Here is a 12,794-nt window from a genome sequence, read left to right on the forward strand (position 1 = left end):
GTCGTTGAAGAGCCCCCGGGCTCCGTGCATATGGACGGGGCACTGGTGTCACTGAGGGGAGTGACCCGCGTAGTCAGCCTTCCGGGCCGCTCGCTCCAGATCCTCGCCGGCGTGGATCTGACGGTGTATCCCGGGGACCATGTCTCAATTGTCGGCAGGTCCGGTTCGGGCAAGTCCACCCTGCTGAATATTCTCGGCCTGCTGGATGTGCCGAGTTCCGGTGAGGTGCTGTTCGGCTCGGAACGGGTGGAGCGGATGAGCGAGCGACGCAGGGCCGCAGCCCGGGGCGAGTCGGTGGGGTTCATTTTCCAGCAGTTCAACCTGCTGGCTGAACGCACGGCCCTGGAGAATGTCATGACCCCGCTCCTGTATGCCCGCGGCAGGCAGTTCTGGCAGCGGGAGCAGCTGGCCTCCGCCATGCTGGAGCGGGTGGGTCTGGGGGAGCGGCTGCAGGACCGGCCCGCCAAGCTCTCCGGCGGTGAGCAGCAGCGGGTGGCGATTGCCCGTGCCCTGGTGCGGTCACCGCGGTTGATCCTGGCCGATGAACCGACCGGTGCGCTGGACATTGCCACGGGTACCTCCGTGATGGACCTGTTGGCGGAGGTGGCGGCGGAATCCGGGGCCGCACTGGTGACAATCACACACGACCCGAAAGTTGCAGCTCTGGCCGGCCGGCACTATCTGCTGCAGGACGGCTATCTGGAACCGGGCCAGCAGGTGGCGGCATGAGCCTCTCCGGGGTTGTCGCCTCACTCGTGGAGGCGTGGACCGAGCTGCGGATCCATAAGACCCGCGTGCTTCTCGCACTCATCGGCGTTGCACTGTCCGTGGCCGCGCTGACGTCGGTTGTGGCACTGGGCAATATGGTGCGCGAATCGATAGCCCAGGGCAGCGAAGCCCAGAGCGGACGTCCGGCGACCCTGGCGGTCGTGGTGTACCAGCGGGATGGTTCCGCCATGGATACCGAGAGCGTGACTGCTGCCTTTCGGGACGTGACCGAGCGGTATTCGGTGGAGTATTCCTCCCTGACCCATCAGGCTCTTGTGCCGTTCCAACTGCCGAACGGCGTCATTCCGATGCAGACGCAGGTGGTGGACCCCGCCTATGCCAAGATGCGTCGCATTCCGATGGTTGAAGGTGCCTGGTTCACTGCGGACGATGCCCGCAGACTCGCTCCCGCCGTCGTCATTAACGAGGCCTTCCATCGACAGATGGGCAGCCCGGATTTGAGGACCCACCCGGTGGTCCGTATCGAATCCGCCAATCCGTTGGACGCCGTCGTGGTGGGAGTCCGGCGCGACCAGTACCAGGACGAACTTCCGGCAGCGATTATGCTCAGCGATGCGTTTGCGGGGCTGGGGCTGGACGTGGAGGCACCGAGCCTGGAGCTGTGGGTTCCGGAAGAACTAGGTGAACCGCTGATGCCGGCGATCAAGGGCGATCTGGCGGCACAGTTTCCCGGTGCCGACGTGGACGCTTACCGGACGGATTATGCCGCCTACGGTGATCCGTTAGGCGGTCTGACCTGGGCGGTAGGCGGTATCGCCGCTCTGGTGATGCTGCTCGGGGCACTCGGCCTGTTGAATATTTCGATGGTGACCGTGAAGTACCGGATACGGGAAATCGGTATTCGGCGCAGCTTTGGGGCAACGTCCGGACGCGTATTTTTCGGCGTGATGCTGGAATCGGTTGTCGCCACTTTTGCGGCCGGCGTTGTGGGGGTCATGGTGGCGGTTGCGGTGGTGAAACTGCCTGCGGTCCAACGGGTGATTGGCGGCGGCATTGCCGAGCTGCCGCCGTTCCCCGTGGAAGCTGCGCTGATCGGGCTGGGGTCCGCGACGCTGGTAGGTGCGTTGGCCGGGCTTATTCCGGCGCTGGTGGCGGTGCGGGTCAAGGTCATCGACGCGATCCGCTACTGATTCCGAGGGCGGACCTGCCCTGTTTGGAGTGCCTGACTGTGCGGTGGGCCTGGCCCTGTTCGGAGTGCCTGGCCGTTCGGAAGGCCTGACCGGAGGCAGGGCGTGGGGAATCGTGGCGGGTCTTTTCAGGGCTTTATGCGCCGGAAGTCCGTGTGCGCTGCCCGTCCCTTGAAACCGTAAAACAGAGAAACCCCGCAGCTGGGCTGCGGGGTTTCTCTGCGTCTCAAAGTGCCCTCGATAGGATTCGAACCTACGGCCTGTTGCTCCGGAGGCAACCGCTCTATCCCCTGAGCTACGAGGGCAAGGGCTCCGGTAATCCGGACGCCCTGTGGGACTCAAGAAGCTTAGCAGGTTTCCGCGGGTCGGGGAAAACCCTGCTTCCTGAGGGGAACTGTGGAGAAGGATTGTGGTGGGTTCGGCGGCGTTTGGCCCTGTCTTCGGCGTCTCTGGCGACGGGACACGTGGGGCAGGTAGCTGCCCGAAAAAGACGGGTATTTCGGGTTTCCCCTGATGCTGTTTTCGGCCTGTTTTTGGCCCCGAAATGTCAGTGCCGGATGAAATCCTGAGGTATGGATCAGGACAGGGAAACCAGGCGCGTTACCGGGGATGCCCCCGGTAACCACGTCCCGCGGGAGGGGTCAGCCGGCAGTGCGGATGCGCCCTCGAAGGCGGCGCCCAGCCTTGCGGTTTACCGTGCTGATCCGGCTGAGGATTCTGCCGAGCCCATCCGGACGGGGCACACTGCCTCCACCGCCGACGACTACCCGGACGGTTTTAGCGGAACCCTGGCTCTGGCGAACCTGGAATGCTTCGACGAAGTCACGACCGGTGAAGCTCTGGGCCGGATGGCGCATCTGATTGCCTGGGCGCAGGCGCAGCAGGCCCGGCTGATGAACCGGATGCAGGAGGTCTTCCGGGACAGCTACCGGGACGCAACCGGCCGGCTGGAACCGGGCATGGCCTTCAGCCTCGCCTCCACCGAGTGTGCGGCCATTCTGCGAGTCCCGCAAATGACCGCCCAACGGCTGATGGACGAAGCAGGCAGCCTCTGCGGCCCGCACACCGCTACCCTCACCGCCCTGGAAGAGGGGACGCTCAGTTACGGGCATGCGCAGGTTCTTCTGGACCAGTGCGAGAACGTTCCCGCTGCTGACCTGCCCGAGCTTGAAGCGGACCTGCTGAGTGCTGCCGAAGGTCAGACCAGGGCCCAGTTCTCTGCCAAAGCCCGTCGGATCCGGGAAAAGAAGTTTCCGCAAACCATTCCCGCCCGGCACCAAAGCGCGTTCGAGAAGCGGAAGGTCATTCTGGATCCGGTCGAGGACGGCATGTCCTGGCTCTCAGCCCTTTTACCGGCCCCGGAGGCCCAGCAGATATACACCGCCCTCAGCACCAGTGCACAAGGAGAACAGCAGGCCGGTGACCCGCGGACCAGGGACCAGTTGCGGGCCGACATCCTGACCCAACTCCTGATGGGCAGTTTCGGACCAGGCGGCCGCCGTCAGCATGCGGGCAACACCGACGGTGGTCACGCGGGCTTGGTCTGCAGCGAAGCTCATGTTGGAACGGCCAACTATGGAGGCCACGCGGGCACTGCCGAGCATGGCGGTCATGCGGACCCGGCTGACGGAGCTAGGCACGCTGGCAGAGCCGGTGCCGTTCGCGACGTCCGCGTGCCCACCGACCCGGACGAATCCGGGACCATCCCTCGCGCTGAGATCATGGTCCTGATCAATGCCGAAACCCTCTTCGGTGCCGACGATCAACCCGCCGAACTCCACGGCTACGGACCTATCAGCGCCGAAGCGGCCAGACGGCTGGCCCGCAACGCCACCCGCTGGACCGGACTCGTCCGGGATCCGCATACCGGCGAGATCCTGGGTGTGGGCAGGCGGAGGAAAGTCCCCGCCGGACTCGCCCGATGGTTGCGTGCACGGGACGGAACCTGCCGGTTCCCCGGATGCCGGGTCAGTACCGGGGTGACCGAGATTGACCACACCACGGACTGGGCGAAAGGCGGGAACACCGAGCATTCGAACCTGGCTCACCTGTGTCGGAGGCACCATCGGTTCAAAACCCTCGGTTATTGGAAGGCCTGCCAGCCGAAACCCGGGGTGCTGGAATGGACCTCGCCCACCGGACGGGTTTACCGGACCGAGCCCTTCCTGGAACTCAACGACGCGGAATCACACACACGTTCAGCACCCGGACCGGAAGAGGCAGCCCCCTTCTGATCCGGCGGTGCCAACCCGCCAGAAGAACTCTTCCCCCGGCGCCAACCCCCGAACCACCAACACCCGAAACTAGTACCCCAGGAACGGATCCGTTCTCACACCCCGGCCACCGGCCTCGCGGACAGCCTTGCGCGCTGCCGCTACGGCCTGCGGAGAGCCGGAAACGTAGACCGCCCGCGACGCAAGATCCGGGACTTCCCGTTTCAGCACGTCCGCACCGGGAAGCCCCGGACCAAGCGAGGTCCAGCCGGAAATCCCGGGATCTGTTGGCGTGCAGATAAGGACCCGGACGTCCAGCTCCTGCAGTTCGGCAGCATAGGCCACCTCATCCGTGGAAGAAGCCGCGTACACCAGAACCACGTCGCGGCCGTCTCCGTGTGCCTCCCGCAACTGGCTGATAAACGGTGTGATGCCGATACCGGACGCAATCATGAGCACCGGCCTGCTCTGGTCCCGAGGCAGCAGGAAATCCCCGGCAACAGCGGTAGCCGTCACTTCGGCTCCCGGACGCATCTTCAGCAGCGACTTCTTGAAGCTGCTGGACGGTTCAGCCACCCGCAACCCCACGGCTACGGTGTCCGGTTCAGACGGTGCTGTAGTGATGCTGAAAATCCGGCGTGAGCCGCGCGAATCCGGCTCAAAATGCGGCACAGCCAGTTCCAGGTACTGGCCGGCCCGGAACCGGACCGGCCGCGTCGGTTCGAAAACCAGTTCGCGGGCTGTGGGCGTGAGGTCACGGGTGGTCTTCAGCCGCAGCCGCACAGCCCCGCGCTGCCCCATCACAAAGGCCAGGGCGTTGCCGATCAGCAGCGCCAGCTCGGGGGACATGGCTACGGGACCCAGCGAAAGCGGCACGGCAAACAGCACGCCGACGACGGCGGCCTCGGCCAGGCGCTGCCAGCGCAGCGGAGGCAGGGTCAGCGGCTCGGTGAGCATAAAACCGGCCAGGAACACGAGGGGGTAAGAGCCGGCGATGACGGTCAGCGCTTCGACCGGTGGTTCACCGGCGGCAAGGAACCGGACAAAGATGATGGCTGCCGCTGTCAGGACAAACACCCCGGCCATCGGCAGCAACCGGTTGCGGTACAGGATCAGGACGGACGCCGGCAGCACGGCCACGAGCATCCACGGGGTGGCCACCCACCAGACCGCCCCGCCCAAACCGGCCGCTGCCACCACAAAGGCGCCGACGGCCGCAGGGTTGAAGATGTGCCGGCGCCGGACTGCCAGGACATACTTTGAGGCTGTGGCCACGCCTGCTGCCAGGGCCACGATGCCCAGCTGGGCGCCGTCGGTAGACGGCCAGAACAGGAAGTACAGGATCAGCCCGGTGATCAGGGAGGAGTCGGTCTGCGGCCGGGTACGCAGCAGCAGCCCGGCTACCCGGCTGGTGACCAGTGCGGAAACGACGGCGGTGCCGGCGGTCGCAGCGAGCTCGGCGGGCGTGTAAAAAAGCACTCCGGTTAGGGAGAGTACGAAGGACCAGGCCACACAGGCGAGCAGCAGCCAGACGGTCAGCCGGTACATGGTCCAGCGGCCCAGGAAGGTTTTCAGGGTGCGCGGCTGCACCGGGGCGGAAACACTCATGTAAACAGGACTCCAGCCATTGCAGGGGAATAGTCGGCCCGGCCGTCGGTAAACATCCGGACATAATCAAACTCGAATTCGGCGGCCAGCTCCTGCGGCTCGGCGAAGAACAGTGCGGTAGCCAGGCCGTCGGCGGTGCACGTGTCCGAAGCCAGTGTCCAGGTGGCTGCCACAGACTGAACCGGGGTGCCGGTCCGGGCATCGAGCACATGATGCAGCCCGTCCCCCCACTGCCGCCGGTTCACCGCCGAGGCACACAGGGACCGGTCCCTGACGGAAAGGACACCAACCGCCCGTGCCGTGTCATAGGGATGCTCCAGGGCCACCCGCAGGGGAGTGCCTCCGGCATGGCGCAGGTCCGATCCGGCATCCACCACATACTCCCGGTGCCCGGCGGATTCCAGCACGGCGGACACCAGGTCCACCAGCTGGCCTTTGCCGGCAGCACCTATGTCAAAGGTCACCGGCGCGGCGGTCCGGATCTCCACTCCGGAGCCGCCGGCCGACCAGGACACGGTGTCCGTCCAGTCCGCAGCCGGAGAAGGCCCGCCCGAGGCACGGAAGCTGTACCCGGCGTCGTAGCCCAGAACTTCCAGGGACCGCCCGACCAGGGGATTGACGGCGCCCCGGGTGAGCCGGTGCAACGCATCGAAAAGGCCCAGCAGCGGGGCAGCGGAGGCGGGCAGCTCGAAGCTTCCGGCGCCCTCCGCCATCCGGGCCACGGTGGAATCGCTGCGGAACCGTGAATAGGTGCGGTCATAGTCCTTCACCAGCTCGGCCACCGCAGCCCGGGTCGAAGCGGCCAAAGGCTCGGCAGTAGAGAGCATCCACTGCGTGCCGATGGCTTCGAACCCGGAGGAATGCATGGGTTAGGACGCCGCCACGGAACGGATGGCATCCAGCGCCCGGTTGAAGCCCTGGCTGGTCAGCGAGGAACCGGCCACCTTGTCCACGTCCAGCTCGTCAATGTTCTTGCCCACCACCTGGTCCTGGATGTTGGTGGTGAACTCGCGCTGGTACTGCTTGGACTGCAGGTTCTTGCCGGAGGCCTCCACCTCCAGCTCGGTGACCACGTTGTCCTTGAGCGTGAGCTTGACGTCCACATCTTCAGATTTGCCCGACGGCGGGATGTAGCTGCCGGTGCCGGAGTACTCGCCGTCGGCGTAGCTGCCGGAAGAAGCCTGCGCCGCGTCGGATGCCGCGCCGGAGGATCCCCCGGAAGACGGCGACGTCGGTGCTGCTGACGAAGGGGCTGCCGGGGCCGGGGATTCGGATGCTGCTTCCTGCTCATCCGCAGCGCAGCCGGCGGCGGTCAACAGGGACAGGCCGGCAGCGGCACAGAGCAGGGACTTGCTCGCTCGGTTCACGGTTCTCCTTGGAAGGGGGATCCCCCGGGAAACGGGGTCGGGAAAAACGGTTCCCTTTCATTAGATCGCATCCCGTGACACGGTGCCGCGCCCGCAGAGCGTAAGCCCTGTCATATCCGACGGGAGGCCCGCCGTACCCGGCTATGCTTAACCGGTGACTCCTGAAGAACTTTCCTCCGCCGTAACTGCCTGCCTCCAAGACGCCATCGATGCCGGTGACTTCAGCATCGAACTGCCGGGGGAGGTGCGCGTGGAGCGCCCCAAGAACCGGGACCACGGTGACTGGGCCACCAACATTGCCCTGCAGCTTTCCAAGCAGGCCGGCATGAACCCCCGCCAGTTCGCCGAGATCCTCAAGGGCCGCCTCGAGCAGATCGAGGGCGTGGCCAAGGTGGACATCGCCGGACCCGGCTTCCTGAACATCACCCTCGACGCCGGTGCCGCCGGTGAGCTGGTCAAGACCATTGTCGACGCCGGCCCCGCCTATGGCACCTCCGAAATCCTCAAGGGAACCCGGATCAACCTCGAGTTCGTTTCCGCCAACCCCACCGGTCCCATCCACCTGGGCGGCACCCGCTGGGCCGCCGTCGGCGATGCCCTGGCGCGGGTCTTCGAATCCCAGGGTGCCGATGTCACCCGCGAGTACTACTTCAATGACCACGGCGCGCAGATCGACCGCTTCGCCCGCTCCCTGCTGGCCTCGGCCAAGGGCGAGCCGGCACCGGAAGACGGCTACGCCGGCGAGTACATCGTGGACATCGCCAACCGCGTGCTGGCCGCCGAGCCCGGCATCATGGAACTGCCCGGTGACGAAGCGCAGGAACGCTTCCGCGCCGTCGGCGTGGACTTCATGTTCGGCGATATCAAGGAATCCCTGCACAACTTCGGCGTGGACTTTGACGTCTTCTTCCACGAGGACTCCCTGCACGAGGGCGGCCAGGTCGAGAAGCTCCTGGAACAGCTCAAGGGCTCGGAAAACCTGTACGAAAAGGACGGCGCCTGGTGGCTGAACTCGTCCGAGTTCGGTGACGACAAGGACCGTGTGGTCATCAAGTCGGACGGAAACGCCGCCTACATTGCCGGCGACATTGCCTACATCCAGAACAAGCGCGACCGCGGCTTCGACCTGAACGTCTACATGCTCGGCGCGGACCACCACGGCTACGTTGCCCGCCTGAAGGCCGCAGCAGCAGCTCTGGGACACGACCCCGAGTGCGTGGAGGTCCTGATCGGCCAGATGGTCAACCTGGTCAAGGACGGCAAGCCGGTCCGGATGTCCAAGCGTGCAGGCACCGTGGTCACCCTTGAAGACCTCGTGGAGGCCGTGGGCGTGGACGCCGCGCGTTACACGCTGGCCCGCTTCTCCGCAGACTCCAACATCGACGTGGACCTGGACCTGCTGACCAAGCGCAGCAACGAGAACCCGGTGTTCTACGTCCAGTACGCCCACGCCCGTACGCACGCCCTGGCCCGCAACGCCGAAGCAGCAGGCGTCGACGATTCCGCCTTCGACGCCTCGCTGCTGACCCACCCGACCGAAAGCGCACTGCTTGCCGCGCTGGGCCAGTACCCCGGCGTCGTCGCCCAGGCCAGTGCCTTCCGTGAACCGCACCGCGTGGCCCGCCACCTTGAGGTCATTGCCGGCACCTACCACCGCTGGTACGACGCCTGCCGGATCGCACCCCAGGGCGACGAGGAAATCACCGACACCAACCGCACCCGGCTGTGGCTGAACCTCGCCGCACGCCAGGTTCTGGCCAACGGCCTGGACCTGCTGGGAGTTTCCGCACCCGAACGGATGTAAGTAATGACTGCTTCACCCCTGGCCCCCGCCTGGCTGAGCCACCCGGAGGACCCCAATGCCCTGCGCCCGCAGATGTGGGCGCGCGACGTGCAGCGGGGGGAGACCGGCGAGCTGGAAATCTCCGGGATTCCCGTCTCCAAGATCGCGGAGGACTTCGGTACGCCGGTCTTCGTGATGTCCGAAGATGACTTCCGTGCCCGGGCCCGAAACTTCAAGGATTCCTTCGACGCCGCGTTCGCACCGCTGTGCGGGGGAGTGGATGTCTACTATGCGGGCAAGTCCTTCCTCTGCACCGAGGTGGCCCGCTGGGTCGATTCCGAGGGCCTGCGCCTGGACACCTGCTCCGGCGGCGAGCTGGCCGTCGCCCGCCGCGCCGGACTGCCGGGCAGCCGGCTGGGCCTGCACGGCAACAACAAGTCGGTGGCCGAGCTGACCCGGGCGCTGGACATGCAGCTGGGCCGGATCGTGGTGGACAGCCTGGGTGAGCTGGAACTGCTGGGGCAGCTGGCGGCGTCCCGCGGCGAACGCGCCAACGTGATGCTGCGCCTGACCCCGGGCGTGCACGCCTCGACCCACGAATTCATTGCCACCGCCCACGAGGACCAGAAGTTCGGCCTGTCCATGGTCGCGGACCCCGAACTGGACGGACGGTCCCCGGCTCTGACGGCGGTGGAAACGGCGCTGAAGCACGACGGCGTGAACCTGGTGGGCGTGCACTGCCATATCGGTTCGCAGATCTTCGATGCGGCCGGCTTCGAAGAGGCCGCCCGCCGGCTGCTGGGTTTCCTGGCCGAGGTCAAGGCTGCCTACGGCGTCGAACTGGCCGAGCTGGACCTGGGCGGCGGCTACGGCATCGCCTACACCGAAGCCGATACTCCGCGCCCGCCGGCCGAGATCGCCAACGCCATGGCCGCCGTCGTCGGCAGTACCTGCGCTGCGCTGGGACTGGCGGTGCCGAGGATTTCCATTGAACCCGGCCGGGCCATTGCGGGTCCGAGCACCTTCACGCTCTACCGCACCGGAACCATCAAAACGGTCCGGGTGGACACGGCCGACGGCGGCACCTCCCCGCGGCGTTACGTCAGTGTGGACGGCGGCATGAGCGATAACGCCCGTCCGGTGCTTTACGGCGCGGACTACTCCGCGGTTCTGGCCTCCCGCACCTCCGAACATGACGCGGTTATTTCGCGTGTGGTTGGCAAACACTGCGAAAGCGGGGACATAGTAGTGCGGGACGTCTACCTGCCCGGAGATGTGGCCGCGTCGGATCTGCTGGCTGTTCCGGGCACCGGAGCCTACTGCTGGGTGCTTTCAAGCAACTACAACTATGTTCCCCGTCCGCCCGTTGTCGCAGTGCGGAACGGAACCGCGCGGCTGATTGTGCGTGGTGAGACCGAAGACGACCTGTTGGCACGCGACGTTTCCTAACCGTTAGAGGAGTTGGCACGCACAATGAAGACCCTGAGAGTAGCCCTGCTGGGATGCGGAAACGTCGGATCGCAGGTTGCCCGGATCCTCATTAACGACGCCGCGGACCTCACCGCCCGCCTCGGCGCACGCCTGGAACTGACCGGCATCGCCGTGCGCAACGTTGACGCTCCCCGCGATGTTGACCTGCCCGCGGAGCTGTTCACCACGGATGCCGAAGCCCTGGTGAAGGACGCGGACATCGTCATCGAACTGATGGGCGGGATGGAACAGGCCCGCACCCTGATCCTGCATGCCCTGGGCCACGGCGCCGCCGTCGTTACGGGCAACAAGGCACTGCTCGCCGCAGACGGCGCGGCCCTGTATGAGAAGGCCGACGCCGCCGGTGTCCAGCTTTCCTATGAAGCAGCGGTGGCCGGAGCCATTCCGATCCTGCGGCCCATCCGCGACAGTCTCTCCGGCGACCGGATCACCAAGGTCATGGGTATTGTCAACGGCACCACCAACTACATCCTGGACGCCATGGATTCCACCGGCGCACAGTTCGGCGACGCCCTGGCCGAGGCCCAGCGGCTGGGCTACGCCGAAGCGGATCCCACGGCCGATGTGGAAGGGCATGATGCCGCCGCCAAGGGCGCCATTCTCGCGTCCCTGGCCTTCCACACGGGCTTCGACCTCTCCGCCGTGTCCTGCGAGGGCATCAGCTCGGTGACCGCCGAAGACATCAGCGCCGCGAAGGACGCCGGATTCGTCATCAAGCTCCTGGCCATCGCGGAGAAATTCGCGGACGGTGAGGGCGGCGAAGGCGTCAGCGTGCGGGTGCACCCCACCCTGCTGCCGCGCATGCACCCGCTGGCAGCGGTGCACGGAGCCTTCAACGCCGTCTTCGTCGAGGCCGAGAACGCCGGCGAACTCATGTTCTACGGGCAGGGCGCGGGAGGTGCCCCCACAGCCTCGGCGGTGATGGGCGACGTGGTTACCGCGGCCCGAAGGCTGGTCCTCGGCGGGCCCGTGCCTGCCGGGCAGCCGTCCGGCCAGCTGCCGGCACTGCCCATGGACAAGGTCACCACCAGCTACTCCATCGGCCTGGAGGTTTCAGACCAGCCGGGTGTGCTGGCCGCCGTCGCCCGTGTCTTCTCCGAACACGGCGTCTCCATTGAGACCATGCGCCAGACCATCCACGGTGAAGGGGCCAGCGCCGAGCTGCGCTTCGTCACGCACCGTGCATCTGAGGCCGCCCTGGCGGCCACCGTCGAGGCGATCAGGAACCTCGATGTCATCACAAACGTCAAATCCGTCCTGCGGGTAGAAGGAGTCTGAGCCGTGGCTCACCAATGGCGCGGCGTTATCCGCGAATACGCCGACCGGCTGCCGGTTACCGACAGCACCGAAATCATCACCCTGGGTGAAGGCGGCACCCCGCTGGTGCACGCCAAGGCGCTCTCGGAACTGACCGGTTCCACGGTCTACCTCAAGGTGGAGGGCATGAACCCCACCGGTTCCTTCAAGGACCGCGGCATGACCATGGCCATGACCGCTGCCGTTGAATCCGGCGCCAAGGCCGTAGTCTGCGCATCCACCGGCAACACCAGTGCCTCCGCCGCCGCCTACGCCACGCAGGCCGGAATCACCTGCGCCGTGCTGGTTCCGGACGGCAAGATCTCCATGGGCAAGCTGAGCCAGGCCATTGCACACGGCGCCGAGCTGCTGCAGGTGCGCGGCAACTTCGATAACTGCCTGGAGGTGGCCCGCAAGCTCGCCGAGGCGTACCCGGTGTTCCTGGTGAACTCCGTGAACCCGGCCCGCATCGAAGGCCAGAAGACTGCCTCCTTCGAAGTGGTCGACTACCTCGGCGACGCCCCGGACTACCACCTGCTGCCTGTGGGCAACGCGGGCAACATCACCGCGTACTGGAAGGGCTACACAGAGTACGCCGCGCCCTACACCAACGTGGCAGGCGAGGAAATCGCGCCGGTCGCCACCAAGACGCCGCACATGTGGGGCTTCCAGGCTGAAGGCGCTTCGCCGCTGGTGAAGGGCCATCCGGTGACGGACCCGGACACCATTGCCACCGCCATCCGGATCGGCAACCCGGCATCCTGGGACGCCGCCATCGCTGCGCGGGATGAATCCGGCGGCCTCATCGAAGCCGTGACGGACACCGAGATCCTGGAGGCGCACCGCTGGCTCTCCTCCCGCGAGGGTGTGTTCGTTGAACCGGCCTCCGCGGCAGGCGTTGCCGGACTGCTGAAGAAGCACGCAGCAGGGGAAGTGCCTGCCGGGAAGACCATTGTCATCACGGTCACCGGACACGGCCTGAAGGATCCGCAGTGGGCGCTGCGCACCGCCGACGGCTCCGACGTTGAGCCCACGAAGGTCGATTTCGACGTCGTCAGCGTTGCCGCGGCACTGGGGCTGGAAGCAGCTGCACCAGCCGCCGGCACCAAGTAGGGCCGCC

The 12,794-nt window shown here is 66.2% G+C and carries 10 protein-coding genes and 1 tRNA gene; 7 read left to right on the forward strand and 4 right to left on the reverse strand.

Going from position 1 to position 12,794, the window contains the following annotated elements; translation table 11 throughout:
* Positions 1-30: 30 nt before the first annotated feature.
* Both AC5RTS_RS06205 and AC5RTS_RS06210 read left to right on the forward strand, forming a co-directional pair.
* Positions 31-729, forward strand: a complete 699-nt coding sequence (locus tag AC5RTS_RS06205) for an ABC transporter ATP-binding protein (RefSeq protein ID WP_493991308.1) — start codon at positions 31-33, stop codon at positions 727-729.
* Positions 726-1,919: an ABC transporter permease gene (locus tag AC5RTS_RS06210; protein WP_493991201.1), complete on the forward strand. Its 1,194-nt coding sequence runs from the start codon at positions 726-728 to the stop codon at positions 1,917-1,919. Before AC5RTS_RS06205 ends, AC5RTS_RS06210 begins: the two co-directional genes overlap by 4 nt.
* 229 nt (positions 1,920-2,148) lie before the next feature.
* Here the strand turns inward: AC5RTS_RS06210 and AC5RTS_RS06215 are convergent.
* Positions 2,149-2,221: transfer RNA gene (locus AC5RTS_RS06215), tRNA-Arg, on the reverse strand.
* Positions 2,222-2,488: 267 nt separating this feature from the next.
* Here AC5RTS_RS06215 and AC5RTS_RS06220 point away from each other — a divergent pair.
* Entirely contained in the window at positions 2,489-4,150 is a 1,662-nt protein-coding gene (locus AC5RTS_RS06220) for an HNH endonuclease signature motif containing protein (RefSeq protein WP_493991202.1), read from the forward strand.
* Positions 4,151-4,219: 69 nt separating this feature from the next.
* Here the strand turns inward: AC5RTS_RS06220 and AC5RTS_RS06225 are convergent, their stop codons facing one another.
* The 3 genes from AC5RTS_RS06225 to AC5RTS_RS06235 are packed head-to-tail and all read right to left on the reverse strand — an operon-like array spanning position 4,220 to position 7,104.
* A complete protein-coding gene (locus AC5RTS_RS06225; protein ID WP_493991203.1) occupies positions 4,220-5,737 on the reverse strand; it encodes an FAD-dependent oxidoreductase in 1,518 nt (505 codons plus the stop codon).
* Positions 5,734-6,603 carry an FAD:protein FMN transferase gene (locus AC5RTS_RS06230; RefSeq protein ID WP_493991204.1) on the reverse strand — a complete coding sequence of 290 codons (870 nt, stop codon included), beginning with the start codon at positions 6,601-6,603 and terminating at the stop codon, positions 5,734-5,736. Before AC5RTS_RS06230 ends, AC5RTS_RS06225 begins: the two co-directional genes overlap by 4 nt.
* A 3-nt stretch (positions 6,604-6,606) precedes the next feature.
* Positions 6,607-7,104: an FMN-binding protein gene (locus AC5RTS_RS06235; protein ID WP_493991205.1), complete on the reverse strand. Its 498-nt coding sequence runs from the start codon at positions 7,102-7,104 to the stop codon at positions 6,607-6,609.
* Between the two features lie 154 nt (positions 7,105-7,258).
* On the opposite strand from AC5RTS_RS06235, the gene argS reads away from it, so the two are divergent.
* The 4 genes from argS to thrC are packed head-to-tail and all read left to right on the forward strand — an operon-like array spanning position 7,259 to position 12,787.
* Positions 7,259-8,908: an arginine--tRNA ligase gene (argS, locus tag AC5RTS_RS06240; protein ID WP_493991206.1), complete on the forward strand. Its 1,650-nt coding sequence runs from the start codon at positions 7,259-7,261 to the stop codon at positions 8,906-8,908.
* A gap of 3 nt (positions 8,909-8,911) precedes the next feature.
* Positions 8,912-10,336 (forward strand): diaminopimelate decarboxylase, encoded by a 1,425-nt coding sequence (gene lysA, locus AC5RTS_RS06245; protein ID WP_493991207.1) that lies wholly within the window; start codon positions 8,912-8,914, stop codon positions 10,334-10,336.
* 24 nt (positions 10,337-10,360) lie between these two features.
* Positions 10,361-11,656 (forward strand): homoserine dehydrogenase, encoded by a 1,296-nt coding sequence (locus tag AC5RTS_RS06250; RefSeq protein WP_493991208.1) that lies wholly within the window; start codon positions 10,361-10,363, stop codon positions 11,654-11,656.
* Between the two features lie 3 nt (positions 11,657-11,659).
* Positions 11,660-12,787 (forward strand): threonine synthase, encoded by a 1,128-nt coding sequence (gene thrC, locus AC5RTS_RS06255; RefSeq protein WP_493991209.1) that lies wholly within the window; start codon positions 11,660-11,662, stop codon positions 12,785-12,787.
* Positions 12,788-12,794 lie beyond the last annotated feature (7 nt).

The sequence above is a fragment of the Arthrobacter sp. MDT1-49-2 genome (assembly GCF_059090185.1).

Coding starts and splice junctions, on each gene's coding strand:
- AC5RTS_RS06230 (WP_493991204.1), bottom strand. CDS start 6,603: ATGCATTCCTCCGGGTTCGAAGCCATCGGCACGCAGTGGATGCTCTCT.
- AC5RTS_RS06205 (WP_493991308.1), top strand. CDS start 31: ATGGACGGGGCACTGGTGTCACTGAGGGGAGTGACCCGCGTAGTCAGC.
- AC5RTS_RS06225 (WP_493991203.1), bottom strand. CDS start 5,737: ATGAGTGTTTCCGCCCCGGTGCAGCCGCGCACCCTGAAAACCTTCCTG.
- lysA (WP_493991207.1), top strand. CDS start 8,912: ATGACTGCTTCACCCCTGGCCCCCGCCTGGCTGAGCCACCCGGAGGAC.
- AC5RTS_RS06250 (WP_493991208.1), top strand. CDS start 10,361: ATGAAGACCCTGAGAGTAGCCCTGCTGGGATGCGGAAACGTCGGATCG.
- AC5RTS_RS06220 (WP_493991202.1), top strand. CDS start 2,489: ATGGATCAGGACAGGGAAACCAGGCGCGTTACCGGGGATGCCCCCGGT.
- AC5RTS_RS06210 (WP_493991201.1), top strand. CDS start 726: ATGAGCCTCTCCGGGGTTGTCGCCTCACTCGTGGAGGCGTGGACCGAG.